This window comes from Bradyrhizobium sp. USDA 3397 (assembly GCF_054060965.1).
In genome coordinates this window covers 17,024-41,196 of record NZ_JBSSDS010000001.1, presented here as the reverse complement: position 1 = coordinate 41,196, position 24,173 = coordinate 17,024, and the positions used below count along the sequence as shown (strand labels likewise).

The 24,173-nt window shown below is 65.0% G+C and carries 28 protein-coding genes and 1 pseudogene; 17 read left to right on the top strand and 12 right to left on the bottom strand.

The annotated features are described in order from the left end of the window. The first annotated feature begins 210 nt into the window (after window positions 1-210). Window positions 211-1,221 carry a patatin-like phospholipase family protein gene (locus tag ACVWYQ_RS00225; RefSeq protein ID WP_404541989.1) on the top strand — a complete coding sequence of 337 codons (1,011 nt, stop codon included), beginning with the start codon at window positions 211-213 and terminating at the stop codon, window positions 1,219-1,221. Window positions 1,222-1,421: 200 nt separating this feature from the next. Here ACVWYQ_RS00225 and ACVWYQ_RS00220 read toward each other — a convergent pair whose 3' ends face one another. The 4 genes from ACVWYQ_RS00220 to ACVWYQ_RS00205 all read right to left on the bottom strand — a co-directional run bounded on the left by ACVWYQ_RS00220 (window position 1,422) and on the right by ACVWYQ_RS00205 (window position 3,582). Then, on the bottom strand, window positions 1,422-2,324 hold the full coding sequence (locus ACVWYQ_RS00220; protein ID WP_404541991.1) for an SIR2 family NAD-dependent protein deacylase: 903 nt from the start codon (window positions 2,322-2,324) through the stop codon (window positions 1,422-1,424). Between the two features lie 50 nt (window positions 2,325-2,374). Beyond that, window positions 2,375-2,812: an NUDIX hydrolase gene (locus ACVWYQ_RS00215; protein WP_157287658.1), complete on the bottom strand. Its 438-nt coding sequence runs from the start codon at window positions 2,810-2,812 to the stop codon at window positions 2,375-2,377. A 127-nt stretch (window positions 2,813-2,939) separates the two neighbouring features. Continuing rightward, window positions 2,940-3,104 carry a hypothetical protein gene (locus ACVWYQ_RS00210; RefSeq protein WP_271541032.1) on the bottom strand — a complete coding sequence of 55 codons (165 nt, stop codon included), beginning with the start codon at window positions 3,102-3,104 and terminating at the stop codon, window positions 2,940-2,942. Next, window positions 3,076-3,582, bottom strand: a complete 507-nt coding sequence (locus tag ACVWYQ_RS00205; RefSeq protein WP_404541995.1) for a DUF2243 domain-containing protein — start codon at window positions 3,580-3,582, stop codon at window positions 3,076-3,078. Before ACVWYQ_RS00205 ends, ACVWYQ_RS00210 begins: the two co-directional genes overlap by 29 nt. A 357-nt stretch (window positions 3,583-3,939) precedes the next feature. Here ACVWYQ_RS00205 and ACVWYQ_RS00200 point away from each other — a divergent pair, with 357 nt between their 5' ends. Beyond that, a complete protein-coding gene (locus ACVWYQ_RS00200) occupies window positions 3,940-4,065 on the top strand; it encodes a hypothetical protein (RefSeq protein ID WP_456725334.1) in 126 nt (41 codons plus the stop codon). Window positions 4,066-4,336: 271 nt separating this feature from the next. Here the strand turns inward: ACVWYQ_RS00200 and ACVWYQ_RS00195 are convergent, their stop codons facing one another. After that, entirely contained in the window at window positions 4,337-4,696 is a 360-nt protein-coding gene (locus ACVWYQ_RS00195) for a hypothetical protein (protein ID WP_275509344.1), read from the bottom strand. Between the two features lie 35 nt (window positions 4,697-4,731). After that, window positions 4,732-5,049, bottom strand: a complete 318-nt coding sequence (locus tag ACVWYQ_RS00190; protein WP_275510229.1) for a hypothetical protein — start codon at window positions 5,047-5,049, stop codon at window positions 4,732-4,734. A 25-nt stretch (window positions 5,050-5,074) separates the two neighbouring features. On the opposite strand from ACVWYQ_RS00190, the gene ACVWYQ_RS00185 reads away from it, so the two are divergent. Continuing rightward, the gene (locus ACVWYQ_RS00185; RefSeq protein ID WP_036023690.1) at window positions 5,075-5,263 is read left to right on the top strand and encodes a hypothetical protein; all 189 of its coding nucleotides are present in this window, start codon (window positions 5,075-5,077) and stop codon (window positions 5,261-5,263) included. Window positions 5,264-5,284: 21 nt separating this feature from the next. Here the strand turns inward: ACVWYQ_RS00185 and ACVWYQ_RS00180 are convergent, their stop codons facing one another. From ACVWYQ_RS00180 to ACVWYQ_RS00155, 6 genes and pseudogenes are all read right to left on the bottom strand, one after another. Beyond that, window positions 5,285-5,755, bottom strand: a complete 471-nt coding sequence (locus ACVWYQ_RS00180; RefSeq protein ID WP_275501109.1) for a metallophosphoesterase family protein — start codon at window positions 5,753-5,755, stop codon at window positions 5,285-5,287. A 14-nt stretch (window positions 5,756-5,769) separates the two neighbouring features. Then, window positions 5,770-5,988 carry a DUF6894 family protein gene (locus tag ACVWYQ_RS00175; protein WP_157282706.1) on the bottom strand — a complete coding sequence of 73 codons (219 nt, stop codon included), beginning with the start codon at window positions 5,986-5,988 and terminating at the stop codon, window positions 5,770-5,772. Window positions 5,989-6,111: 123 nt separating this feature from the next. Beyond that, a pseudogene (locus ACVWYQ_RS00170) lies at window positions 6,112-7,878 on the bottom strand (SDR family oxidoreductase). Between the two features lie 88 nt (window positions 7,879-7,966). After that, entirely contained in the window at window positions 7,967-8,887 is a 921-nt protein-coding gene (locus ACVWYQ_RS00165; protein WP_404542006.1) for a glycosyltransferase family protein, read from the bottom strand. A 12-nt stretch (window positions 8,888-8,899) separates the two neighbouring features. After that, window positions 8,900-9,187: a hypothetical protein gene (locus ACVWYQ_RS00160; RefSeq protein WP_157282700.1), complete on the bottom strand. Its 288-nt coding sequence runs from the start codon at window positions 9,185-9,187 to the stop codon at window positions 8,900-8,902. Further along, window positions 9,184-9,441 (bottom strand): hypothetical protein, encoded by a 258-nt coding sequence (locus tag ACVWYQ_RS00155; protein ID WP_456725333.1) that lies wholly within the window; start codon window positions 9,439-9,441, stop codon window positions 9,184-9,186. Before ACVWYQ_RS00155 ends, ACVWYQ_RS00160 begins: the two co-directional genes overlap by 4 nt. A gap of 113 nt (window positions 9,442-9,554) precedes the next feature. Between ACVWYQ_RS00155 and ACVWYQ_RS00150 the strand changes: the two genes are divergently transcribed. The 14 genes from ACVWYQ_RS00150 (at window position 9,555) to ACVWYQ_RS00085 (ending at window position 24,164) form a co-directional block, all read left to right on the top strand. Further along, on the top strand, window positions 9,555-10,655 hold the full coding sequence (locus ACVWYQ_RS00150) for an inositol-3-phosphate synthase (RefSeq protein ID WP_271541054.1): 1,101 nt from the start codon (window positions 9,555-9,557) through the stop codon (window positions 10,653-10,655). Then, the gene (locus ACVWYQ_RS00145) at window positions 10,655-11,251 is read left to right on the top strand and encodes a histidine phosphatase family protein (protein WP_456725332.1); all 597 of its coding nucleotides are present in this window, start codon (window positions 10,655-10,657) and stop codon (window positions 11,249-11,251) included. Before ACVWYQ_RS00150 ends, ACVWYQ_RS00145 begins: the two co-directional genes overlap by 1 nt. After that, window positions 11,248-12,351 (top strand): CgeB family protein, encoded by a 1,104-nt coding sequence (locus ACVWYQ_RS00140; RefSeq protein WP_456725331.1) that lies wholly within the window; start codon window positions 11,248-11,250, stop codon window positions 12,349-12,351. Before ACVWYQ_RS00145 ends, ACVWYQ_RS00140 begins: the two co-directional genes overlap by 4 nt. 2 nt (window positions 12,352-12,353) lie before the next feature. Beyond that, complete coding sequence (locus tag ACVWYQ_RS00135) at window positions 12,354-13,154, top strand: sugar phosphate nucleotidyltransferase (protein ID WP_456725330.1); 801 nt, start codon at window positions 12,354-12,356, stop codon at window positions 13,152-13,154. Further along, window positions 13,151-13,918: a TIGR04290 family methyltransferase gene (locus ACVWYQ_RS00130; protein WP_404542018.1), complete on the top strand. Its 768-nt coding sequence runs from the start codon at window positions 13,151-13,153 to the stop codon at window positions 13,916-13,918. The genes ACVWYQ_RS00135 and ACVWYQ_RS00130 overlap by 4 nt, the downstream gene beginning before the upstream one ends. Beyond that, on the top strand, window positions 13,915-14,865 hold the full coding sequence (locus ACVWYQ_RS00125) for a glycoside hydrolase 5 family protein (protein WP_404542020.1): 951 nt from the start codon (window positions 13,915-13,917) through the stop codon (window positions 14,863-14,865). Before ACVWYQ_RS00130 ends, ACVWYQ_RS00125 begins: the two co-directional genes overlap by 4 nt. Continuing rightward, window positions 14,853-16,058, top strand: a complete 1,206-nt coding sequence (locus ACVWYQ_RS00120; protein ID WP_404542022.1) for a phosphopentomutase — start codon at window positions 14,853-14,855, stop codon at window positions 16,056-16,058. The genes ACVWYQ_RS00125 and ACVWYQ_RS00120 overlap by 13 nt, the downstream gene beginning before the upstream one ends. Before the next feature lie 207 nt (window positions 16,059-16,265). Then, a complete protein-coding gene (locus ACVWYQ_RS00115; protein ID WP_404542024.1) occupies window positions 16,266-17,378 on the top strand; it encodes an SDR family NAD(P)-dependent oxidoreductase in 1,113 nt (370 codons plus the stop codon). After that, window positions 17,378-18,439, top strand: a complete 1,062-nt coding sequence (locus tag ACVWYQ_RS00110; RefSeq protein WP_404542026.1) for an NAD-dependent epimerase/dehydratase family protein — start codon at window positions 17,378-17,380, stop codon at window positions 18,437-18,439. Before ACVWYQ_RS00115 ends, ACVWYQ_RS00110 begins: the two co-directional genes overlap by 1 nt. Next, window positions 18,436-19,722, top strand: coding sequence for a TIGR04295 family B12-binding domain-containing radical SAM protein (locus tag ACVWYQ_RS00105; protein ID WP_404542028.1), 1,287 nt, complete (start codon window positions 18,436-18,438; stop codon window positions 19,720-19,722). The genes ACVWYQ_RS00110 and ACVWYQ_RS00105 overlap by 4 nt, the downstream gene beginning before the upstream one ends. Next, window positions 19,719-20,831 carry a glycosyltransferase family 4 protein gene (locus ACVWYQ_RS00100; RefSeq protein ID WP_404542031.1) on the top strand — a complete coding sequence of 371 codons (1,113 nt, stop codon included), beginning with the start codon at window positions 19,719-19,721 and terminating at the stop codon, window positions 20,829-20,831. Before ACVWYQ_RS00105 ends, ACVWYQ_RS00100 begins: the two co-directional genes overlap by 4 nt. Beyond that, window positions 20,828-21,958, top strand: a complete 1,131-nt coding sequence (locus ACVWYQ_RS00095) for a CgeB family protein (RefSeq protein WP_456725329.1) — start codon at window positions 20,828-20,830, stop codon at window positions 21,956-21,958. Before ACVWYQ_RS00100 ends, ACVWYQ_RS00095 begins: the two co-directional genes overlap by 4 nt. After that, window positions 21,955-23,043, top strand: coding sequence for a CgeB family protein (locus ACVWYQ_RS00090; RefSeq protein WP_456725328.1), 1,089 nt, complete (start codon window positions 21,955-21,957; stop codon window positions 23,041-23,043). The genes ACVWYQ_RS00095 and ACVWYQ_RS00090 overlap by 4 nt, the downstream gene beginning before the upstream one ends. Further along, on the top strand, window positions 23,040-24,164 hold the full coding sequence (locus ACVWYQ_RS00085) for a CgeB family protein (protein ID WP_404542038.1): 1,125 nt from the start codon (window positions 23,040-23,042) through the stop codon (window positions 24,162-24,164). Before ACVWYQ_RS00090 ends, ACVWYQ_RS00085 begins: the two co-directional genes overlap by 4 nt. The last annotated feature ends 9 nt before the right edge of the window (window positions 24,165-24,173 follow it).

The following is a 24,173-nucleotide window of genomic DNA, read 5'->3' as shown; positions in this document are numbered from 1 at the left end:
CCGAGGCTCGGAGATTGTTTTGGATGCGTGTCGTTCGAAGCCCTTGGAACACCGCATCAAGAGCCGCGTTCATTGTCGGCATTGGAGCTTTGAAATGAATGTCGATTGCTCGCCGCCGCTCCCGCGATCAATCTCCGCTACGGCCGTGCGCGCCATTGCAGGAGGTACCGGTGATCGGCGCGACCACCTGACCGGCAACTGGCGCCCGTCTTGACCGACCGTGCAGCTGAGCCAGGCGGCGCATCCGCAGCCGAGCGTCCTCTCACCGCCATCGCGTTCTCCGGCGGTCTCGGCCTCGGCGCCTATCATGGTGGTGTGTTCGAAGCACTCACCTCTCTTCGGCTGCCGATCGACTGGGTGACCGGTTCGTCGGCCGGGGCCATCACGGCCGCGCTGATCGCGGGGAGCCCGCGCGACGATCGGCTGCGAAATTTACGCAGCTACTGGCATGCACCAAGCAGTCCATCCGACGTGCCGAACGCGGGCCGCCATACCTTCGCGTGGCTGAGCTCGATCAATACGCGCGTGCTTGGTCATTCCGGTTTCTTCCACCCCCGCCTCCCCATTCCGGCGTCTCACTACGGCGGCCTCTACGATCTCGGCCCGACCCGGCAACGCCTGCAGCGCTTGATCGATTTCGGACGTCTGAACGGCGGCGATCTGCGGATCACGATCTGCGCCACGGACGTCGAGAGCGGCGATGCCGTGTTCTTCGACTCCGCGTCGGAGCGGATCGAGATGGACCATATCCTGGCCAGCTGCGGGTATCTCCCCGAATTCGCTCCGGTGCAGATCGCCGGCCGCTGGCTTTGCGACGGTGGGTTCTCGCTGAACGCGCCGTTCGATCCGATCCTCGAAACTGCAGGCCCGCTCCGCCTCTATGTGATCGATCTGTTTCCGCGCGATGGCAAGGTCCCTAACGGGCTCGAGGCCGCCTCCGAGCGGAAGAGCGACCTGACCTTCGGCAACCAGACCTTCCAGCGCCTCGGCTACGCGCTGGAGGCCCGTCAGCTTCGCGCCGAGCTTCAGGACCTCCACTACGACGACGAGGTCTATCTCCTGAGCTACCGCCCGGGCCGCGAGGAAGCCGGGCCGGAAAAATCCTTCGACCTGTCGGGGACGGCCATGGCGCAGCGCTGGCGCGCCGGCTTTCTGGACATGCAATATGCCGCAAGCCTCACTCCAGCCCCGAACGAGATCTGCAGCGTGCGGCGGCCCTAAAGCGGAATGGCTTTAGGTTGAATCGATTGCCACGGGCTCGGTGCAACCTCTCCCGCTTGCGGGAGAGGTCGCGCCGAAGGCGCGGGTGAGGGCGTTCTCCTCTAGGCGGCCATCCCATTGCGGAAACACCCTCTCCCCAGCCCTCTCCCGCAAGCGGGAGAGGGAGTGCACTTACCTTGTCGCAATCAAACCTGATCTCATCACGCTTTAACGATGTCTCTCGGTGTCGGGACCCGAGCTAGGCGCTGTCCTGCCGTCACGCCGCTCGCGAATGTCGCGCAGCAACCGCCTGAGACCGTCATCGGCAGCCATGCCGTCGGGCGGGCGATCGTGGTTATGCCCCAGTTCGCGAGCACGGCCTCCTGCACCGGATTGCGCTGCGCGACGAACACGAAGGATCTCGGCCGGTCCTGGCTGTGCCCGGACTCGTCCCAGATCTGCCAGATCCGGTGCAGCAACAGCCGAATGTTCGGGTCGGACATGCTGTATCCGACGAAGAGCAGCGTGCTGCCCAGCGCATCGGCGCGAAAGCGGATATCGAGCGGGGAATTGAAGGCGAGCCGGTTGAGAAAGTCGGTCTCGGTCAGAACCAGCGAAGCATCGTCGTCGAAGTCGCCGTGGAATTTGATGATGTGGGTGACACCGGCACGCGCGCTCGCGATCTCCTTCGCGTTGCTGATCTTCGCAAAGGGCTTGTTCAGCACGTCGAACGCGGTTTCGAGATTGCGGTCGTAATTGGTGGTGTAGATGACCGGAAAGTCCAGCTCGACGATCATCCGGTGCAGCTCTGAAGCGGCGATCTTCTCAGGGTCGACACGCCAATTGCGGTCGAGCCAGCTGCGCAGCGGGCCGATCCCGCCGCGCTTGATCCGATAATATTCCGCGAGCATCTGATAGCCGCCATGCATTCCATCGATGACGTTGCGATCGAGGCCGAGATCGTCAAGGAGATGATCGATCAGGGACTGCCAGGACGGCAGGCCGACGGCCATCGAGACACCGGCGCCCACAAACAGGACAGCGCGGCGTCGCTCGATCGCCGCTGCCAGGATGTCGTGAGGCGGCCGCTCCTCAGATATGAGCCCCGTGGTTTGTTGGTCCATCAACCTTGAATGATTGGGCGCGCGACGCGTTCCTAATCCCGGACCACCCCTCACCGGCCGAGCGGCGAGGATGTCTCGCGCGCCGTCTGCGCCGCGAACCGGGCGATCAGGCGCCGGAGCTGCGCCTTGTGCACCAGGCGCGCCGCCGTCTTCGGCGAGACCCAGATCGCCTCCCGCTCGCCCTTCTCGGGCCACCAGCGCTCCCGCCCGTGCACCTTCATGGGGAAGACGGCAACGCTCATGGTCCGCTTGCGATCACCTTTTCGCTTGCGATGCTTGAAGCTGCCCAGTGCGCGCGTGGCCACGACACCGACCAGGCCCGCCTCCTCATAGGCTTCGAACGCAGCCGTCAGGTGCGGCTCCTTGTTGCGCATCGGCGATCCCTTTGGGACGCTCCACCTGCGCTTGCGCCTGGTCGTGATCAGCATCACCCGCAGCTCCGACTTGTCCAGACGAAACGGCAGAGCGGCAAATTGCTTCTTTCCCATCAGGCGCCTCCAACTCGCGTCTGATAAGCGAGCGCCGCAGCCATGGTTCCTTTTTGCGAAGTGGCGCCTCGCGTGGGGGCGCGGGAATTTCTAGGAAGCCTGAACTCCACCATGGTCACCTCCGCGCTCAGACCGGCGAAAAACAGCGCAACTGCAAGAGATCGTCGATGGAGAGGCCGAACAGCACTGGTCGAAACGCTGGTGCCGTTGCGAGCACGAGCAGCAGCAGAAAGATCACGTAGACCAGAGCCGGCGGCGTGTTTCTAACGACCCTGTAGGCTGCCTTTCGCATGCACTCCCTCCTGCGCCCCCACGCGTGCCATGGCAACGCCCATGAAGATCATCGCAGCCCCCCACAGCAGGAAGCCGATATCCCAGAAAATGCGCTGGTCGTCGGGCACGGTCTCGTTCACCTGATGCAATCTCAGGATCTGGTGATCGACCACGCCTTCAGCGAGATTGAAGATGCCCCACCCGATCAGGATCGTCCCGAAACACTGCGAGCCGGACCACCGCGGCGCGCTTCGGCGTGTCCGCTGCCACAGCAGAAAAAGCCCGGCGAGCACTAGGACGTAGGCGGTACTGTGAAAGATGCCGTCCCAAGTCGTATTGAGGGTGATGTTCTCGATGGAATTGAGCGGATACCAACCGCTTAACATATGATGCCATTGCAGCAGCTGATGAAAGACGATGCCGTCGAAGAATGCGCCGAGGCCAAGTCCGAGAAGGACGCCTGCGGACGTCGGGAAATCGCTTTGTCTGTCTTGCATGTGGTGAACTCGTGCGCGGCTCGGCACTTCCGATGCGGAATCAAGCCATGCCGCACGCGCACGTTCCTATGGCAATCAGCATCTCACTGGGATCGAGCTTGCGATCAATCGTGCCAATTCATCGGGACTAACATACGTTAGGCGAGCCAGACATTCGTCGGCACGCGTGCGCGATTGGTTATCGGCTTCATTCCCGATAGGAACGTTCGATATCACGCTGCGTCTGTCGCTCACATGTTGGAGATGCACATGCCGAGAAGATCGTTCTTGCTTGCTTTGGGTGGCCTCGGATTGTCGACCCTGAGTAACCTCAGGGAAATCGCATAGTGCGTAGCGACGGAAGCCAGAGAGGCGATCATGGCATACGCCCTGCTCAAGGACGGAGAGAAGATGAGCCGCACGTTTCCGACCAACGAGGAAGCGCTGGAGAAAGCCGATGAGGCGGGGTTGGTCGAGCCGAGCCTCGCGATGATGCGGACCTAGACTGGACGCCGGTCAAGCCGGCGTCCTGATCAGAGGCAGGGCAATCGCATATGACTTGTGGCGGCGGTCTGCGCGCACGCCTCGTCCTTCCAGACGGCGCTGACGCGCCTCCTCAGGATGAGGCTAATCGGTGTCAGTGCCCGTTGAAACTGCTGCCGCGCACTCCGACCTCATCCTGAGGAGCCCGCCTCAAGCGGGCGTCTCGAAGGATGGCCGCAGGGAAAATCTCAAATGCGATAGCCCTGCTGATCAAGGGGTCAGCATCATAGGCTTAGCATCCCCTGCAGATGCCTTTGATCTTTCGATCCGCTTCGGAATCGCGGGAGGTCTCCGAACGAATCTGGTCGTCGCCCTGCAGCGAGGGTCCGGGCGTGACGGTCCCATCGATGCGTCCGACATTGGAGCCGCCTGCCGGATTGCCGGGTCGCCCGACCGTCGTCGATCCCCTTGGGCCTGCGCCACCGCTCGACTGAGCCGTTCCGGCCGAGTTGGTTCCGGGCGCCGAGGACGTGCTCCCGGCCGCCCCGCCACCGGCGCTTCCTCCCGTGCCACCGCCGCCACCCTGTCCCCATGCGGGACCGGCGGTGGCGGCCGCCAATACGGCGACCAGCACGAGACCCATTCTACTCATCGCATGTCTCTCACTGGGTTTGTTGAGGTCGAGCGTCATCGGTCTTGCTGATAGCCCTGATTGGTCGTGTTCTGCTTGATATTGCCGTGGTGGCCCTGGGTGTCGAAGTTCTCGCGGCCCGGCTCCCGTTCCGCCGTTTCGACGACGGGGTCGGAACCCGGCCCTTTGTTGCTTCGCTGCTCTTCGGGGACGGGAGGCATTTTTGACATCTTTTGCTCCTGTATCGCTTCGCGATCCTGATACGGAGCAATGAACTGCGCCCGGAGTCGTTCCTGAACCGATCGCCGCAGCCGGAACCATGACAAAGCCGCTGGAACGAGCTGATACTGCTCGGGTTGTTGCCTTATCGGCACCGCGCAAATCCCCCGGAGAGCACACATGCCAAAGGCGACTGAACCTGAAACCGATCCGCGAGAGACACCGCTCGACGATCCACGCCGGAAGACCGATATGCCGACGCACCGGCAGACGAACAAGCCCTGGCAAGGCAATCCCGAGAAGGAACAGATCGATCCGGAACGGCCGCCGCTGGATCTGGAGCGGTGGCAGAAATCGAAGACGCACTAGGCGGCGGTCGCCGGCCTAGCGTCAGACCCTGTCGAGATCATGAATGACGGGCCGCAGCGGCCCGCCGGAATCGAGCTCCAGCGTTGCCAGCGTAATCGGCAGCTTGAAGCGTCGCTTCCCTGCGCTGCCTGGATTCAGATAAAGCACGCCGTTGACGGTTTCGATCCGCGCGCGGTGGGAATGCCCTGAGACCACGACGTCGATTTCGAGCTCGGCAGGATCGATCGTCAGCTCGTTGAGGTCGTGCAGGACGTGGAAGCTGCGGCCGCCGAGGCGCAGCGTTTGTGTTTCGGGAAAGCGTTCAGCCCACGTGCCCCGGTCGACATTTCCCCTGATCGCGGTGACGGGTGCGATGCGGCAAAGCCCGTCCATCACCGCCTGGGCGCCGATGTCGCCGGCGTGGATGATGTGCGAGACGCCGGCGAGGCAGCGCTCCGCCTCGGGCCTCAGCAGTCCATGCGTGTCGGCGATCACCCCAATCGTGAACGTCATGTCAGATCACGGCTTCAGTGCACTACATCCAGCGGCATCCGGCCGATTTCCTCACCATCCTCGTTCGTGACGAGGATCGAGAAGTGGCGGCCCTTGAGCTCGGGACGCTCCTCGAGCAGGCGCCGCGCAATCTCTTCGGCGACATCCAGAGCCTTGATGTCGTCCGGCAAATCGGCACCTCCCTCGTCGGCTACGGTTTCAGAATCCACCAAATCAAAATGATAGAGCGGCAACGTCTGGTCCTCGGATGTTTCCCGCAGGAACGCGCGGTTTCGGGGCTTCGTTCCGGCGCCGGAGCCATCTGCGGTCCGGCGGGGGCATCGCCGTCGGGTCCTCGGCGCGAGATTGCCGCGGACTCACGCGCGGCGCCGCCGCGTCCTCGCGCGGGGCCTGGAACGGCCCGCCCTCGATGCCGCGAATGCCAGGCCGGCAGCGATCCCGAGCACCACGAGCCCCTTGCTGAGCACAGCGGCCGGCGGAACCTGCTTCCGCACCAGCCAGCCGCCGTCGACGGACGTGCCCTGCGGACCCGCTTCGAGCAAGGTGCCTTCGTTCCTTGCTGCGGGACGCGCGCGCGACAGTAGCCAGCGGAATGCAGCTCCTATGATATTCTCGGTGATCTCAGGGGCAATCGCATAGGCCAGTTGCCCGGCGCGCGCCGGCCACCCCACGGCCATCTCGTCACGCGGCGCGCGGACGAGGCTCAAGAGGGTCTGGGCTACATCTTCGGATTGATAAAGCAGCGGACCAGGATCGAGCCTTCGTCCGGAGACGTTGGCGCCGTGGACGAAGCCCGGCGTATCGACCATGGACGGAAAGACGCCACAGACGTGAATGTCGGGATGAGCCCGGAGCTCCTGACGCAAGCTTGCGGTGAAGCCGCGCAGGCCGAACTTGCTGGCGGTGTAGGCTGCGGCAAAGGGCGTCGGCGCCCAGCCGCCGAGCGAGATGTTGTTGATCAGGACACCGCGGTTCTGGCGGAGGAAGATCGGAAGCACCGCGAACGCGCCATGCATGGTGCCGAGCAGATTGACCTCGATGGTCCGGCGATGAAGCACGATGTCCGCGTCCTGATAGGCCCCGAACACGCCCGTGCCGGCGTTGTTGATCCAGACGTCGATGCCGCCGAAGGCCTCGTCCGCCGCACCGGCCAGACGCTGCACCGCCTCCGCGTCAGTGACGTCGGTTGGCACGGCCAGCGCGCGGCCTCCGAGCGCCTCGCACTCGGCAGCAAGCCGCATCAAGACCTCGCCGCGGCGTGCGGCGAGGACCACGCTTGCGCCCTCGCGCGCAAACGCCAGCGCCGCGGCGCGGCCGATTCCACTGGAGGCGCCGGTGATGACGACGCGCGTGCCGACCATCTGCCTGTGCTCGCGTCCCGAGACCTTCGCCGGAAGCAGCCAGCGCAGGGATCGCCGCAGGCGTGCCGTTCCCTGTGTTTCGAACTAGTCACCATGCGCAAAGATCACCCGCTCCGGAGCCAGCTTCACGAGCCGCTCGGCCGCAGCTCGCGCCGAACGGCCGCCGAGGCGGAGCAGCAGCCGCAGATAGACCGGGGCCTTCCCGTCCGGCCTGGCAATGCCGAGCAGGTTCGCCGCAGCCGCATTCGAGGCGCTGAGGTGGTCGGGATCGAGGTTCTGCACGAGATCGGTCAGAACCAGCGTCCGGCTCCGTCTGTCGAACAGCTCGATCTCCGAGAACATCGGAGCATTCACCGACACCGTTTCGAGATCGGCGGCCCATTCCTCCGGCGTCGTATCCCCAAGCTCGCGATCGATACGCAGGCCCGCCGCCCGCACCTGCCAGCGCGCCGCAAGGCCGCGCGCGGCAAGGACCGCTGCCTGCGGCAACTGCCTCTGCCATTCAGGCAGGAACATCCAGTGCGCAATATTTGGCGCCAGCAGGCATCTGATCGTGCCCAGCCGCTCCAGCTCCTGGCGCAGAGCCGGCGAATATCTCACCGGCGAATGCAGCACGAGGTCGCCATTCGACAGGCGGATCACGGTCATCCGCACGGGCAGTTGCAGGCCGGCGGCGCTGATCGGCTTGTCGTTCACGATCCAGATATCGTCTGTCACGCGCGACAGGCTGGCGGTCGACACACCGGCGTCGGAACTTTGCATGAGCGTCTTTCCCTCGCGAAGACGTTGCTCCAAAGCGCGTGGGCGGCGCTCGTTCCTCAGCAATGTCTTGGAAAGAATGGCCTGGAAATCACATCGCTGCGGTCGCTCTACCTGCTTCGAGGCGGGCCTGCAGCCCGTTTCGGACCTCGGCAATGACAGGACCCCAGTCGTCCGGCCGTGTTTGATGAAACAGCCGCAGGCTCGGATACCAGAACGAACGCGCGCCGGATTGAGGCCAGCGCCAGTCGCAATCGGCATGCAGCAAGACCCAGGCCTCGCATCCCAGCGCGCCCGCAAGGTGCGCCACCATGGTGTCGACACATACGACGAGATCGAGCTGCCGCAGGCGGTGGCCGAGCGCTATGATGTCGGGCGTGCTGACGTCCCGCGCCCCGATCGCCGCGAGCTCATCGGCGCTGGCGCCGCGCTGGAGCGAATGGAGCGTCACGCCGGGACCCGCGAGATTGCGCAGCAAGACGGCCGGAACCTCCCGCCGCTTGTCCCACTCACCGACTTTCCAGACCAGGCCGACGGCCAGACTTTGTTCTCGCCGAAGCGGCGGAAGAGCAATTGGAGGCAGCGCCAGGTAAGGACCACGCATCTCCACCTGATCCCGGCGCGCTCTGATGGCGTGCGGTACCTCCATGATCTCGATGTCGACCTCGAAAGCGCTCTCGGGCGCACCATCATGCAGCGGGATGGCGCGATCGACGCCCGCTGCGCCCTCGACCAGCGGCAGCACCTCGGGTTGACACCACAGGGTGACGCTGCGCGCAATCGCGCGAAGCGGCTTCATGAAGCGCAGGAACTGGATGGTGTCGCCGAGTCCGTGATAGCAGCGCACCAGCACGTGCTTATCGTTCATGTCCTCGCCGCGCCAGATCCGCTGGAGATGGCGCGGGCCGGTGTGCTTGGGCGGATGCGCGATCTCCAACAAATCTCGATCGTTGATCGTCCAGGCGCGTGCGAAATCGCCCGCCCTGATTGCTTCCGCCCAGCCGCCCGCCATGTCGCGCGGTCGCTAATGTCGCACGAACTTGTGGAATCGACTGAGCTTGCCGTCCTTGGTTCGATCCTGATGCAGGAACGCAATGCCGGCTTCATCGAACTTTTCGAAGAACTCGTCCCAGCTGATGCGATCCAGCGCTTCGTCCGGCGGATCAAAATCAATGCGCAGGATTCCTGCGTGGCCATCCTCCTCCGTCGCCTTCACCGTCGCCGGCCTCCCGCCGCGCTCCTCGGCCCATTTCTGGATGACGTTGTGATCGGTAGTCTCGTGAGCTTCGCTGTTTTGCGCCTTGGACGTCATGTCACACCCTCGTTGACTAGCCGGGCGATGAACCCGCGCACTGCATCGAACCATTGGCCGACAAACGCGGGCCGGGGTGATTTGTTCTTCGCGATAGTACGAAGCGGTCGCGCGAGGCGAGCATCATCTTCTTCATCTTCTTCATCTTCTTCATCTTCTTCATCTTCATCATGAAAGTCGTTCGTTCCGAGCAGGCGGTACGGGATTTTATCCCATGTTAAGCGCGTCGCATTTTGACGCGAGGAATCGGCCAAGGCGTGCCGCCCGCCATCTCCTTTCCAGGAACGAACATACCTTCCACACGTTCGCCGACGTACTTACACCGACTCTTGCACCGACGCCGCGTGCTTCCGGAGGGCTTCATTCCATGCATTCTCGTCTCCAACACAGGCGCCGCGTGCGCGTCGGACTCGTCGGCGTCGGCAATTGCGCGAGCTCCTTCGTCCAGGGCCTCACCTACTACCGCAACGCCAAGTCGAACGAGCCGGTCCCGGGGCTGATGAACGCGGACCTCGGCGGTTACCATATCAGCGACATCCAGATCGCTTCGGCGTTCGACGTCAACGCCAACAAGGTCGGCCGCGACGTCGCCGATGCGATCTTCGCCCCGCCCAACAACACGCACCGCTTCTCCGACGTCGCGCCGACAGGCGTGATCGTCCAGCGCGGTCCGGTCCTGGATGGCATCGGACATTATCTCACCGACGACGTTCCGATTGCGGAGGTGCCGGAGGCCGACGTGTCCGAAGTGCTGGCGATGTCCCGCACCGACGTCCTGGTCTCCTATCTTCCGGTCGGCTCGCAGCGCGCCAGCGAGTGGTATGCGGCGCGCGCCATCGAGGCCGGCTGCGGCTACGTCAATTGCATTCCGGTCTTCATCGCCTCCAATCCGGATTGGCAGCGCCGCTTCGAGGAAGCGGGCCTGCCGATCGTCGGCGACGACATCAAGAGCCAGGTCGGTGCCACCATCCTGCATCGCGTGCTCGCCAATCTGTTCCGCGAGCGCGGGGTGCGGCTCGACCGCACTTACCAGCTCAATGTCGGCGGCAACACCGATTTCAAGAACATGCTCGAACGGGAGCGGCTGGCCTCGAAGAAGATCTCCAAGACCCAGGCCGTGACCAGCCAGTTCGACGTCCCCATGGACCCCGACAACATCCATGTCGGACCGAGCGACCACGTGCCGTGGCTCACCGACCGCAAGCTCGCCTTCATCCGCCTGGAGGGAACGACGTTCGGCGGCGTTCCCCTGAGCGCCGAGGTCAAGCTCGAGGTCTGGGACTCCCCGAATTCGGCGGGCGTCGTGATCGACGCGGTGCGCTGTGCCAAGCTCGCCATGGACCGCGGCCAGGCCGGAGCGCTGACCGGCCCGTCCAGCTATTTCATGAAATCACCGCCGCAGCAGTTCACCGACGAGGAGGCCGGGCGGCGGACGCGCGCCTTCATCGACGACAAGGCGTTTGCGTGATGGCTGGCATTATTCATCTCGTCCGGCACGGTCACCACGCCCTGCTCGGCCGCATCCTGTGCGGCCGGATGAAAGGCGTCGCGCTCGACGATCTCGGCTGTGAGGAAATGGCGCGCTGTGCCGGCACCATCGCGCCGCGGCCATCGCTCATTCAGTCCAGTCCGCAACGGCGCTGTATGCAGTCGGCATGCATCCTCGCGGCGCATTTCAGGCTGCCGGTCGAGATCGTTCCCGCCCTCGACGAACTCGATTATGGCGAATGGACCGGACGATCGTTCGACGACCTGGCGCCGGATCCCCGATGGTCACGCTGGAATAAGCGACGCGGCACCAGCCGCCCGCCCGGCGGCGAGAGCATGCGGTCGCTTCAGAGCCGCATGGTCGCTCATCTGGAGCAGTTGCGTGGCGATCGCAATCTCGACGCCGTCGTGCTCGTCAGCCACGCCGAGCCGATCCGCGCCGCGCTGCTGCACTATTCGCGCACGCCGCTCGACCAGTTTCTCTCGATCGAGATCGATCCGGCCAGCATCAGCACGCTCCGCGCCGACAGAAGCGGCATGAAGATCACCGGGATCAACAAGCGGGTGCCGGCGTGAAGATCGTCATCTTCGGCCTGACAATCTCCTCGTCCTGGGGCAACGGTCACGCCACCTTGTGGCGCGGCCTCTGCAAGCATCTCGCGCGTTCGGGACACAGCGTCGTCTTCTTCGAGCGCGACGTGCCCTATTATGCCGGTGCCCGCGATCTCTACGAACTGCCGGGCGGCGCGCTCCGGCTGTTCGCTAACTGGGACGATGTGCGGCAGGCGGCAATCGCCGAAATCCGTGACGCCGACGTCGCGATCGTGACCTCCTATTGTCCCGATGCGATCGCCGCGACCGAGCTGATCCTCGCCGAGGATCGTGCCGTTCCCGTGTTCTACGACCTCGATACGCCGGTCACGCTGGCAAGGCTCACCGCCGGCGAGGCTGTCCCCTATATCGGCCCGCGCGGCCTGCGGGACTTCGCGCTGGTGCTCAGCTTTACCGGAGGGCCTCACGTTGCGGACGAATTCCGCAACAGGCTCGGCGCGCGCGACACCCAGCCGCTTTATGGGCATGTCGACACAGACATCCACCATCCGGTTACGCCGCAGCCGCATTATCGCGCCGATTTGTCCTATCTCGGCACCTACTCCGAAGACCGCCAGCGCACGCTCGAGACGCTTTTCGTCGCGCCCGCGCGGGCGCGCCAGGATCTCCGTTTCCTGATCGGCGGCGCGCAATATCCGGACGATTTCCCATGGTCGCCCAACATCTATTTCGTGCGGCACCTACCGCCGTCCGAGCACGCGCCGTTCTTTGCCTCATCGCGGCTGACCCTCAACGTCACCCGCCGGGCCATGGCGGAGATGGGCTGGTGCCCGTCGGGCCGGCTGTTCGAGGCCGCGGCATGCGGTGCTCCGCTGCTCAGCGACGACTGGCCCGGAATTGCGGACTTCTTCGCGCCCGGAGAGGAGATCCTGATCGCACGCGATGAGCACGACGCGCTTGCCGCACTCGCGATGCCGGATGCCGAGCTCAGACGCATGGCCCTGCGCGCTTATGACCGCACCATGGACCAGCACACATCCGACAAGCGGGCGCGTGAACTGATCTCGATGCTCGAGCAGATTGCGTCGAGCCGCGTCAGCCGGCAACAAATCGAGGAGGCCTGATCATGTGGGGCATCGTTCCGGCCGCAGGCCGCGGCAGCCGTATCCAGCCGCTCGCCTTCTCGAAGGAATTGCTGCCGGTCGGCAGCCGGCGCGACGACGGCACCGACCGTCCCTGCGCCGTCTCCGAATATCTGCTGGAGCGCCTCATCCTCGGCGGCGCGGACAAGATCTGCTTCGTGATCTCGCCCGGCAAGTCCGACATCCTCGAATATTTCGGCGACCATTACGGCAGCGCCGAGCTCGCCTATGTGGTGCAGCCCGAAGCCTCCGGCCTGTGCGACGCGGTGTTCAGGGCAAGCACAGTCGTCGGGCAGCACGAGGACGTCATGGTCGGCTTGCCCGACACGGTCTGGTTTCCCAAGGCGGCCCTGCAATCCCTACCCGACGCAGACCTCTCGTTCCTGCTGTTCCCGGTCGAGCACCCCGAATTCTTCGATGCGGTGGTGCTGGACGGCGAGCAGGTGACGGAGATCCAGGTCAAGCAGCCGAATGCAGCCTCGCGCTGGATCTGGGGTGCTTTCAAGATGTCGGCGCACGGCTTCCGCCAGCTCCAGTCGCTGTGGCGCGCACGCGAACGCCGCGACGAATATTTCGGGACGCTGGTCAATGCCTATCTTGCGGCCGGCGGCATCGGCATCGGCATCAAGGCCGGCGAATCCTATGTCGATGTCGGCACCATCGACGGCTATCGCACGGCAATGGCCCTGCTCGCCGAGGGCGTCGAGGGCCGTTCCACGTTGCGGGCCCGCGCCTCATCGGACGGGGCCCGGCCGGTCTCAATGAATAACGGAGCGATTGCATGACCCGAGGGGCCCTGTCCCGTGAGGAAATCCGCCAGCGCGTCGATGCGCTAGGGCCATGGTTTCACAATCTTGACCTCAAGGGCGTGCCGACGGCGCCGTCCCACTTTCTCGGCGACTACCCCAATGTGAAGTGGCAGCGCTTCTCCGGCATCATCCCGGACCGGCTCGAAGGCAAGACCGTGCTCGATATCGGCTGCAATGCCGGCTTCTACGCCATGGAGATGAAGCGGCGCGGTGCCGAACGCGTGCTCGGCCTCGACACCGACGAAGAATATCTGGCCCAGGCCCGCTTCGCGGCCGAAGTGAACGGGCTCAGGATCGAATTCCGCAAGATGTCGGCCTATGATGTCGGGCAGCTCCGTGAGAAGTTCGACCTCGTGATCTTCATGGGCGTGCTCTACCATCTGCGACACCCGCTGCTGGCGCTGGACCTGATCCATGAGCACGTCGCCGGCGATCTCCTGCTGTTCCAGTCGATGCTGCGCGGCGATAGCCATGTCGATGCGATCGAAAAGAACTACGACTTCTGGACTACCGAGCAGTTCGATTCCTCCGGCTACCCGAAGCTGCACTTCATCGAGCACAAATATGCCGACGATCCCACCAATTGGTGGGTGCCCAATCGCGCCTGCGTCGAGGCCATGCTGCGCAGCGCCGGCTTTGCCATCGCGGCGCATCCGGAGGAGGAAGTCTATCTGTGCAGGCACACGGTACGGCCGCAGGCTGACGGACCGGTTTATCCATTACGGGAGGCGGGTCGATGATCGAAGCTGCCAAGATCTGGAACGAGCCGAACAACAAGTCGCATTGGGACCTGCTGATCGACCCGGACTGGACGATGTTCGCGAATCTTGCCCTCGCGGCGGGAAAAGCTATCCGCAGCGCGCATCCGACCTTGCCGCGCGTGCTCGGCGGCATCTCGCCGATCGACCCGTCCTTCATGCGCAGCATGCAGGCGCGCGGCGTGCTCGACCACGTCGACGCCGTCGCCGTGCACGGCTTTCCGCTCGACTGGAATTTATGGCAGATCGGAGAATGGCCGGCGAAGATCGAGGAGATCAAGGCTGTTACCTCGCTCCCGGTCTGGGTGACCGAGGTCGGCGTCTCCTCGTTCGGCGCCGAGGAGGTGCAAGCCTGGGGCCTGTCGCGCACCGCCGACCTTCTGATCGGCCGTGCGCCGCGCATCCACTGGTACAGCCTCTATGATCTCCCTTCGGCCTGGGAGGCGACCACGCGGCACAAGGAGGCGGAGGGGTCCTCCTATTACCGGCATTTCCACATGGGCCTGCTGCGCGAAGACGGAACGCCGAAAGCCGCAGCGGAGCTGTTCGGCCAATATGCCGCCGACATGGGCCTCTGCCAGTGGTTTCATTTCGAGGACCATCGTCTCGATGACGCCGTGCGCTGGATGCGCCGCTTCGGCGTCAGGCACTTGCGGACCGGCCTGTCATGGGCCGACAGCTTCCGTCCCAATGCGCTGGACTGGTTCGATCGCCAGATGGATGCGCTGGCCGAGTTCGATGTCACCGCGACGTTCTGTTTCACGCCGGAACACCGCGGCCTCGAACCGCATCACACCAGCCCGCCGCTCGACGTGAACGAGTTCGCCGATTTCTGCGCGCGGATGGTCGAGCGCTATTGCACGAAGACCGGTCTCGCCTCTTCCATTGGCGCCTCCCCGCCGCTCAGGGAGCCGACATGCGTGCCCTGATCCTGGTGATGGATTCCGTCGGAATCGGCGCGGCGCCCGACGCCGCCAATTACGGCGACGAAGGTGCCGACACTGTCGGCCACATTGCGGATGCGTGCATGGCCGGGCGTGCCAATGGTCCGCAACGGGACGGCCCGTTGCGCCTGCCCAATCTCGTGGGGCTTGGCCTTGGAGAGGCCTGCCGCTTTGCGACGGGGCGCGTCCCGCCCGGGCTCGACGGCTGCGTTCAACATGCGCGCTATGGCTGCGCCAGCGAGATATCGAGTGGCAAGGACACGCCATCCGGCCATTGGGAGATCGCCGGCGTGCCTGTCGCGTTCGACTGGGGCTATTTTCCAAAGATCCAGCCCTGCTTCCCGCGCGATCTCGTAACGAAGCTGTGCGAACAAGCCGGACTGCCCGGCATCCTCGGCAACTGCCACGCCTCCGGCGCCGACATCATCGCCGAATTCGGCGAGCGCCACATGCGCAGCGGCGAGCCGATCTGCTACACCTCGGCCGACAGCGTGTTCCAGATCGCGGCGCACGAGGAGACGTTCGGGCTCGAGCGACTCTATGAGGTCTGCACGGTCGCGAGGCGGCTGGTCGATCCCCTGAACATCGGCCGCGTCATCGCACGTCCGTTCGTCGGAACGAGCGCGGACAGCTTCAAGCGCAGCTCGCACCGGCGCGATTTCTCGGTGCCGCCGCCCGAGCGAACCATCCTCGACCTTGCTGACACTGCCGGCCGCGACATCGTCACGATCGGCAAGATCGACGACATCTTCGCCCATCGCGGCACCGGGCGAAACCTGCGCGGCGACGGCAATGCGGCGCTTTTCGATGCCGCGCTCGATGGGCTGAGAGGCCTTGCAGAAGGCGGGCTTTTGTTCGCGAACTTCATCGATTTCGACACGCTCTACGGCCACCGCCGCGACGTCGCCGGTTACGCAGCGGCGCTCGAAGCTTTCGATGCCCGCCTCCCCGAGTTGCTGAGCCGGCTGCGAAGCGACGATCTTCTCATCATCACCGCCGATCATGGCTGCGATCCGACCTGGAGCGGCACCGATCATACGCGCGAGCAGGTCCCGATCCTGGCGTGGACCGCGCGGTCAACGGCTCCGATCGGCCGGCGCGCCGGCTTTGCCGACATCGGCGCGACCGTTGCAAGACATCTCGACCTGCCGGCGCCGCCTCATGGCGCGCATTTCTAGCCGGGATTCTAGCCGGGATTCACTTGGGTTATTGATCCAGGTTAGAGAAATTTTCGTTTGTAGGTTTCGCAGGAACGAACATTCCTTGCCCCGCTTCTAACTCCCAGACGTGACTGGCGCGCAGGTCGCCCGACCAAGCAAAGCGCGCTTCAACTCTCATCATCGGCTGGTCCGAATGGATCGGTCCCATGCGGCACGGAGCGGTGAATGACGCGAGTATTGATCACTGGGGGCGCGGGATTCATCGGTTCGCATACGGCCGACGCGCTGCTTGCGGCCGGCTATGATGTCCGCCTTCTCGACAATCTCTCTCCGCAAGTCCATGGCGGCAACCGTCAGCGGCCCGCCTATCTCTCCGACGACGCCGAGCTCGTGGTCGGTGACGTCACGGATAGCGTCGCCGTCGAACAGGCCTTGCGCGGCGCCGACATGGTCCTGCATCTCGCCTCCGCCGTCGGCGTCGGCCAGAGCATGTACGACATCGAGCCCTATGTCCGGACGAACGAGCTCGGCACCGCCGTGCTGCTGCAAGCGCTGGCGAAGCGACCGGTCGCACGGCTGGTGATGGCGTCCTCGATGAGCATCTATGGCGAAGGCCTCTATCGCGATGCCGTCGGCAACGTCGTCGCTTGCGATGAACGACCGATCGGGCAGCTTCGCCAAGGCGAGTGGGAACTGCGGGATCATGCAGGCCATGCGCTTGATCCCGTGCCTACGCCTGAGACCAAGCAGCCGTCGCTGAGCTCGATCTACGCGCTGAACAAATATGCGCAGGAACGGATGTGCCTGATCACGGGCAAGGCCTACGGCATTCCGACGGTCGGCTTGCGCTTCTTCAACGTGTTCGGTCCGCGGCAAGCGCTGTCGAATCCCTATACCGGGGTGCTGGCCATCTTCGCCGCGCGGCTGCTCAATGGCCGGCCGCCGCTCGTCTTCGAAGACGGCCTGCAGCGGCGCGACTTCGTCCACGTGCACGATGTCGCCCGCGCCTGCCGCATGGCACTCGAATCCGACCACGCCCAGGACGTCTTCAACGTCGGCTCGGGCCAGAGCCGCACCATTCTGTCGGTAGCCGAGGATCTGGCGGAGGTGATGGGACGGTGCGAGATCGCTGCCGAAATCACACGGAAATACCGTGCCGGCGACATCCGCCACTGCTTTGCCGATATCGGCAAGTCACGCGACCTGCTCGGCTTCGAGCCGCATGTCGCGTTCAAGGACGGGCTTGAAGAGCTCGCCGGGTACCTCGCCGACCAGATCGCCGACGATCAGGCGGAGCGGGCGACCCGTGAGCTGCTGCAACGAGGGTTGGTCGCGTGATGAGTGAACAAGACAACAGACCCGTCCTGGTCACCGGTGGCTGCGGCTTCATCGGCTGCAATCTCGCCGACCGTCTGGCCGAGCGCGGCGACCGTGTGCTGGTGCTCGACAATCTCGCCCGCGCCGGCGTGCGCGAGAATGCGCAATGGCTGAAATCCCGGCATGGCGACCGCGTTGCGATCACGGTGGCCGATATCCGCGAGCCGATTCCGGTGATCGACGCCGTGCGCGAGGCACGGGCCGTGCTGCACCTCGCCGCTCAGGTCGCCGTGACCGACAGCGTCAGCGACCCCTCGGCCGATTTCGAGATCAACGCGCGCGGCACGCTGAATGTGCTGGAAGCGGTCCGTTCGCACAATTCCTCGGCCCCGGTGATCTTCGCCTCGACCAACAAGGTTTACGGACGCCTGATCGAGGACAGCGAGATCGCGCTCGCCGGCCGCCGCTACACGCCGGTCAATGACCTGCTCGCTGGCGGCATTTCGGAGAACACCCCGCTCGATTTCTACAGCCCCTATGGTTGCTCCAAGGGCACCGCCGATCAATACGTCCACGATTATGCCCGGGTTTTCGGGCTTCAGACCGTGGTGATGCGCATGAGCTGCATCTACGGGCCGCGCCAATTCGGCACCGAGGACCAGGGCTGGATCGCACACTTCCTGCTCAGCGCCATCAGCGGCAATCCGCTGACGATCTATGGCGACGGCAAGCAGGTCCGCGACGCGCTGCACGTGTCGGACGCGGTGAACGCCTGGCTCGCGGCGCTCGACCACATCGCGCTGGCGCGCGGGCGCGTCTTCAATCTCGGCGGCGGTCCGGCCAATGCGGTCAGCCTGCTCGAGTTGATCGACCACATTACCGAGCTGACGGGCCACAAGGTCAGCTATCGCTTTGCCGACTGGCGACCGGGCGATCAGCCCTGGTACGTGACCGACACGCGGGCGCTCGCCACCGCGCTCGGCTGGACGCCGCAAATGCCGCTCGCCGACGGCCTGCGCTCGCTCCACACCTGGCTCGACAGCCGCTTCGGATCACAGGACAGAAGCGAGGCCCTGGCATGACGCGGGTCGCCCTCATCAATCCGAACTGGGATTTTTCGGGCAGCATTTATTTCGGCTGCCGCTCCCCTCACCTGCCACTCGAGCTCGGCATCTCCGAGCACTATCTGAAGGCGGCCGGCCACGACACGTTGCTGCTCGATGCGCACATGTTCGATCTCTCCCTCCGCGACATCGAAGCCGAGCTGCGCGCCTTTGGACCGGACCAGATCGTCTTCACCACCGCACCGACCTATTTGTTCTGGCGCTGCGCGCCGCCCGAGCTGCGCGTGCCGCAGCAGCTCGCCATCGCGGTGCGGGACCTTGCGCCGACCCTGATCGCGGTCGGCCCGCATGGCTCGACTACGCCGAAGACCGCCCTGAGGAAGCTCGGCGTCGATATCGTCGTGATGGGCGAGTGCGAGGCGTCGCTGCTGCGTCTCGCCAATGGCGAACGGGACTTTCCCGGCCTGTGCTTCGCCGACGGTGCGTCGCTCCGGGTCAATGGCGGCCCGCAGGCGGTCGCGTTCAGCGATCAGCCCGCGCTCGACTGGCCTGACGAGATGATCCGGCGTCACCACCACCATCATCACCGCTTCGAGGCCGAGCCGACGGCGCCGGGCGCCGAGGTGGAGGCCTCGCGCGGCTGTCCGTACAATTGCACGTTCTGCGCCAAGGAGAATTTCCGCAACGCCTATCGCAAGCGGCCGCCTGCCGTCATTCTCGACGAGATCGATCGTCTGCGCCGTCACGGCATCGAGTACGTCTACTTCATCGACGAGATCTTCCTTCCCAATCGCGAGCTCCTCGAGGGCTTGACGACGCGCGGGCTGAAGTTCGGCGTGCAGACGCGGATCGACCTCTGGAAGCCCGACATGCTCGCCCTGCTCGGGCGCGCCGGCTGCGTCTCGATCGAAGCCGGCATCGAGAGCCTCACCGTGGAAGGGCGCGCGGCCCTCGCCAAGAATTGCAAGATGACGACGGATCAGCTCGCGGAACGGCTGGTCGAAGCCCGCCGCCACGTCCCCTTCGTGCAGGCCAATCTGATCGAGGTGCCCGAGGACGACGATCCCGTGGTGCAGCGCTGGCGCCGCACGATGCAGGATGCCGGCGTCTGGGCCAACGATCCGGTGCCGCTCTATCCCTATCCCGGCTCTCCCGACTACCGCAAGCTCTGGGGCGAGCCCGACGATGTCGCCTGGGAGCGCGCACACCGGCACTATCTCGCGATATTCGACCAGTTCAGCGACGTGCAGAACGATCGCCCGGTGCCGCTCGACAGCCTCGAACTCCAGGTGGCCTCATGACCCGTGGGGCCGACATCAGGATCATGATGACGACCGACACGGTCGGCGGCGTCTGGACCTATTCCTGCGCCCTCGCCGCCAGTCTCGCTGCGTCCCGCGCCGACGTCACGCTCGTGACGCTGGGCCCGCGGGCACGGGTCAATCAGCGTCAGATGCTGCGTGAGACCAGCGTTCACCTGATCGAGACGGACCTCGCACTCGAATGGCAAGACCCGGAAGGCCAAAACGTTTCCGACGCAAGGCGCGTGCTTGCAAACCTGGAAGCCAGGTTGATGCCCGACGTCGTGCATCTCAACAGCTTTCGCGAGGCGACCTTTGCATGGCAGGCCCCGACGGTACTGGTGGCGCATTCCTGCGTGAACTCCTGGGCCTTGGCCTGCCGCGATACGGCCTGGCTTGGCGAGCCCAAATGGCGCCGCTACAGCGAGCGGGTCGCCGCTGCGCTCGACGCGGCGCACGCCTGGGTCTGTCCGAGCCGGGCCTTCCACGACGACATCACGGCGATCTACCAGCCGCAATCGCGCGGCGCGGTGATCTGGAACGGAATGACGCCGCGCGCCCTCGCTGGACGGAAGCAGGACTTGATTTTCGCAGCAGGACGGCTGTGGGACCGAGCCAAGAACATCGAAGCGCTCGCCGCCGCCGCGCCCGGGCTGGATTGGCCGGTCGAGGTGGCCGGTCCTATCGAAGCACGCCTGCCAGCTGGCGTCACCTGGCTCGGAGAGCTGCCGCATGAAGAGCTGGAGGCGCGCCTGCAGCATGCAGCGATCTTCGTCAGCCCCGCACTCTATGAACCGTTCGGTCTCTCGGTGCTGGAAGCCGCCGCCGCCGGCTGCGCGCTGGTCCTCTCCGACATCCCGACGTTCCGGGAGTTGTGGCGCGGCGCAGCCTTGTTCGTCGATCCGGCCGACAACGAGGCGCTGCATCGGGTCCTGGCAGAGCTTTGCGCTGACGAGATGGGTCGAGCAAAGCTGCAGCGCGCTGCCTATGAGCAATCCCTGACCTATTCGCTGACGCGCATGACGAGCGCCTATCTGGGTCTCTACCGGGACCTGATCGCATCGCGCGGGACGAGCGCGGCGGCCAGCCAAATCGAGGTGCGCGCATGAAATGCGTCCTGTTCTATCATGCCTTCACCTCGTGCTGGAACAACGGCAACGCACATTTCCTGCGCGGCTATGCGCGCGAGCTCCATGCGCTCGGGCACGAGGTCGTCGTGTTCGAACCCATCGACGGCTGGAGCCGGCTGAACGCGATCCGCGAAGGCGGCAGTCGTGCCATGGACGACATCCCGGCGGTCTTTTCCGGCATCGACATCCGCCGCTACGATACCGGCCTCGATCTCGACCGGGCGCTAGAGGGCGCCGATCTCGTCATCGTGCATGAATGGAATTCGCCCGATCTCCTCGCGCAGATCGGGCGCAGGCGGGCGCAAGGTGGGTCCTTCACCCTGCTCTTTCACGACACTCATCACCGTGCCGTCAGCGCGCCCGAGGAGCTTGCGCAATTCGACCTCGACGGCTTCGACGGTGTGCTCGCCTTCGGCGAGGTGCTTCGGCAGATCTATTTGAAGCTCGGCTGGGCCGACCGGGTCTTCACCTGGCACGAGGCCGCCGATGTCGCGCTGTATCATCCACTGCCGCAAGTGGAGCGGAGCGACGATCTGGTCTGGATCGGCAATTGGGGAGATGGCGAGCGCAGCGCCGAGCTGAACGAGTTCCTGGTCAAGCCCGTGGCGGAGCTGAAGCTCCGCGCCAGCGTCCATGGCGTCCGCTACTCCGATGACGCGCTCCACACCATCAGGTGCGCAGGCATCCGCTACGGCGGCTGGCTGCCGGCGCACCGGGCCCCCGTCGCCTTCGCCGGCGCGCGCGCGACCATCCATGTGCCGCGCGGGCCTTACGTCGCCCTGCTTCCGGGCATCCCGACCATTCGCGTCTTCGAGGCGCTGGCTTGCGGCATTCCCCTGGTTTCAGCACCCTGGTCGGATGAGGAAGGCCTGTTCCCAGAGGGTGCCTATCTCAGCATTGCCGACGGCGCGCAGATGAAGCATGCGCTTCGCACCGTCCTCGACGATCCGGACCTCTCTGCCGCGATGGTGGAGACCGGCCTGAAGGTCATCCGAGATCGCCATACGTGCCGCCACCGCGCCGAGCAGCTCATCGACATCGTCACCGACCTCAGGGATACGGGCCGCTCGGCACGGCCTCAGCACGACATCGGAGCCGTCGCATGAAGATCTGCTTCTTCGGATCCAGCCTCGTCTCGTCCTACTGGAACGGCGCCGCCACCTACTATCGCGGCATGCTGAAGGAGATCGCGGCGCTCGGCCACGAGGTCACCTTCTACGAGCCCGACGCCTTCGACCGCCAGTCGCATCGCGACATCGACGAACCGGATTGGGCCAGGGTGATCGTCTATCCCGCGACCGCCGACGGCTGGCGCCGTGCGCTCGACACCGCCGCACAATCGGCCGACATGCTGGTCAAGGCCAGCGGCGTCGGCGTCTTCGATCTCGAGCTGGAGAACGCCGTCGCCGCGGTGCCGTCGCGGCTGACGCGGATCTATTGGGACGTCGATGCTCCCGCCACGCTCGAGGCGATCGAAAGCGATCCGCAGCATCATCTGCGTCGCGCGATCCCGTGCTACGATATGGTCCTGACCTATGGCGGCGGCGAACCGGTCGTATCCGCGTATCGATCTGTGGGCGCGCGGGATTGTGTACCGATCTACAACGCGCTCGATCCGGCCACGCATTTTCCGTCGCCGCCCAATCCGCGCTTCGCCTGCGATCTCAGCCTGCTGGCGAACCGCCTGCCCGACCGCGAGAGGCGCGTCGAGCATTTCTTCCTCGACGTTGCACGCCGCCTGCCCGAGAAGTCCTTCGTACTCGGCGGCTCCGGCTGGGACGACAAGAACGTCTCGGCCAATCTGCGCAAGGTCGGCCATGTCGGCACCGCAGACCACAACGCGTTCTTCGGCTCCGCGCTCGCCACGCTCAACGTCAATCGCGACAGCATGGCGCGCTACGGCTTCTCGCCGCCGACGCGGGTGTTCGAAGCGATCGGCGCCGGCGCCTGCCTGATCACCGATCAGTGGGCCGGCATCGATCATTTCCTCGAACCGGACCGCGAGGTTCTGGTCGCGGCTGACGGGGCCGCCGTCGCCGAACACCTTGCCGCGCTGGATCCGGGACGGGCACGCGCGATCGCGCAGCGCGCCCGCGTGCGCATCCTCAGCCAACACACCTATCGGCAGCGCGCCCGCCAGTTCAACGATCTCTTCGTCGCCAGCAGCTCCCGAATCGAGGCAGCAGAATGAACCTCTCCATCGTCGTCATCGGTCTTTCGGTCACTTCGTCCTGGGGCAACGGTCATGCCACGACCTACCGCGCCCTGATCGAAGCGCTGGCGCGACGAGGTCACCGCATCACGTTCCTGGAGCGGGACGTGCCCTGGTATCGGGAGCACCGTGACCTGACCAAGCCCTCGGCCTGGACTGTCGAATTGTACCAATCGTTGAGGGATGTTCCGCGCCAGTTCGGCAAGCTGATCCGCGATGCCGATCTGGTGATCATCGGCTCTTATGTCCCTGACGGCATCGCGCTCGCCGAGTGGACCACGACCCACGCGAGGGGCGTCACGGCGTTCTACGACATCGACACGCCGGTCACTCTGGCGCGGCTGGAGCAAGGCCTCGATTATCTCTCGGCGGCAATGATCCCGCGCTTCGATCTCTATCTCTCCTTCAGCGGCGGACCGGTGCCCGGCATGATCGAGCAGGGCTACGGCAGTCCGCTCGCGCGTGTGCTTTATTGCAGCGCAGATGCTGAGATCTACGCGCCGAAGCAGGCGCCGCCGAAATGGGCGCTCGGCTATCTCGGCACCTACAGCGAGGACCGGCAGCCCGTTCTCGAGGAGCTGTTGCTTGCACCAGCGCGCACGCTGCCGTCGGATCAATTCGTCGTCGCCGGTGCGCAATATCCGGACAATATCGCCTGGCCCGCCAACGTCACTCGGATCGAGCACCTCTCGCCAAAGCAGCATCCGGAGTTCTACGCGGCGCAGCGTTTCACGCTGAACGCCACCCGCGCCGACATGAAGGCGTTGGGCTTCTCCCCGTCCGTCCGGCTGTTCGAGGCGGCAGCCTGCGGCACGCCCGTGATCTCGGACCGCTGGCCGGGGATCGAGACGATCTTCGCGCCCTCGAAGGAAATCCTGCTGGCAGCCAGCCCGCGCGAGGTCGTCGAGATCCTGCGCGATATGCCGGACGAGCAACGGCGCACGATCGCACACAACGCGCGGCGGCGGGTTCTCGCCGACCACACGCCCGACCATCGCGCACGGCAGCTGGAGACCTATTATGCCGAGGCAGCCGCGCGGCGCCGCCGCAAGACGGCACCACTCCCTGTTGTTCGTCCCATGCAGGTCGCCCAACTCTGAAAGGCCACG

What these genes read in the sequence shown, in the direction of transcription:
- ACVWYQ_RS00220 (WP_404541991.1), bottom strand. Translation starts at nt 2,324, where the DNA reads ATGGACCAACAAACCACGGGGCTCATATCTGAGGAGCGGCCGCCTCAC.
- ACVWYQ_RS00215 (WP_157287658.1), bottom strand. Translation starts at nt 2,812, where the DNA reads ATGGGAAAGAAGCAATTTGCCGCTCTGCCGTTTCGTCTGGACAAGTCG.
- ACVWYQ_RS00210 (WP_271541032.1), bottom strand. Translation starts at nt 3,104, where the DNA reads ATGCGAAAGGCAGCCTACAGGGTCGTTAGAAACACGCCGCCGGCTCTG.
- ACVWYQ_RS00205 (WP_404541995.1), bottom strand. Translation starts at nt 3,582, where the DNA reads ATGCAAGACAGACAAAGCGATTTCCCGACGTCCGCAGGCGTCCTTCTC.
- ACVWYQ_RS00200 (WP_456725334.1), top strand. Translation starts at nt 3,940, where the DNA reads ATGGCATACGCCCTGCTCAAGGACGGAGAGAAGATGAGCCGCACGTTT.
- ACVWYQ_RS00195 (WP_275509344.1), bottom strand. Translation starts at nt 4,696, where the DNA reads ATGAGTAGAATGGGTCTCGTGCTGGTCGCCGTATTGGCGGCCGCCACC.
- ACVWYQ_RS00185 (WP_036023690.1), top strand. Translation starts at nt 5,075, where the DNA reads ATGCCAAAGGCGACTGAACCTGAAACCGATCCGCGAGAGACACCGCTC.
- ACVWYQ_RS00180 (WP_275501109.1), bottom strand. Translation starts at nt 5,755, where the DNA reads ATGACGTTCACGATTGGGGTGATCGCCGACACGCATGGACTGCTGAGG.
- ACVWYQ_RS00165 (WP_404542006.1), bottom strand. Translation starts at nt 8,887, where the DNA reads ATGGCGGGCGGCTGGGCGGAAGCAATCAGGGCGGGCGATTTCGCACGC.
- ACVWYQ_RS00160 (WP_157282700.1), bottom strand. Translation starts at nt 9,187, where the DNA reads ATGACGTCCAAGGCGCAAAACAGCGAAGCTCACGAGACTACCGATCAC.
- ACVWYQ_RS00150 (WP_271541054.1), top strand. Translation starts at nt 9,555, where the DNA reads ATGCATTCTCGTCTCCAACACAGGCGCCGCGTGCGCGTCGGACTCGTC.
- ACVWYQ_RS00145 (WP_456725332.1), top strand. Translation starts at nt 10,655, where the DNA reads ATGGCTGGCATTATTCATCTCGTCCGGCACGGTCACCACGCCCTGCTC.
- ACVWYQ_RS00135 (WP_456725330.1), top strand. Translation starts at nt 12,354, where the DNA reads ATGTGGGGCATCGTTCCGGCCGCAGGCCGCGGCAGCCGTATCCAGCCG.
- ACVWYQ_RS00130 (WP_404542018.1), top strand. Translation starts at nt 13,151, where the DNA reads ATGACCCGAGGGGCCCTGTCCCGTGAGGAAATCCGCCAGCGCGTCGAT.
- ACVWYQ_RS00125 (WP_404542020.1), top strand. Translation starts at nt 13,915, where the DNA reads ATGATCGAAGCTGCCAAGATCTGGAACGAGCCGAACAACAAGTCGCAT.
- ACVWYQ_RS00120 (WP_404542022.1), top strand. Translation starts at nt 14,853, where the DNA reads ATGCGTGCCCTGATCCTGGTGATGGATTCCGTCGGAATCGGCGCGGCG.
- ACVWYQ_RS00115 (WP_404542024.1), top strand. Translation starts at nt 16,266, where the DNA reads ATGACGCGAGTATTGATCACTGGGGGCGCGGGATTCATCGGTTCGCAT.
- ACVWYQ_RS00110 (WP_404542026.1), top strand. Translation starts at nt 17,378, where the DNA reads ATGAGTGAACAAGACAACAGACCCGTCCTGGTCACCGGTGGCTGCGGC.
- ACVWYQ_RS00105 (WP_404542028.1), top strand. Translation starts at nt 18,436, where the DNA reads ATGACGCGGGTCGCCCTCATCAATCCGAACTGGGATTTTTCGGGCAGC.
- ACVWYQ_RS00100 (WP_404542031.1), top strand. Translation starts at nt 19,719, where the DNA reads ATGACCCGTGGGGCCGACATCAGGATCATGATGACGACCGACACGGTC.
- ACVWYQ_RS00095 (WP_456725329.1), top strand. Translation starts at nt 20,828, where the DNA reads ATGAAATGCGTCCTGTTCTATCATGCCTTCACCTCGTGCTGGAACAAC.
- ACVWYQ_RS00090 (WP_456725328.1), top strand. Translation starts at nt 21,955, where the DNA reads ATGAAGATCTGCTTCTTCGGATCCAGCCTCGTCTCGTCCTACTGGAAC.
- ACVWYQ_RS00085 (WP_404542038.1), top strand. Translation starts at nt 23,040, where the DNA reads ATGAACCTCTCCATCGTCGTCATCGGTCTTTCGGTCACTTCGTCCTGG.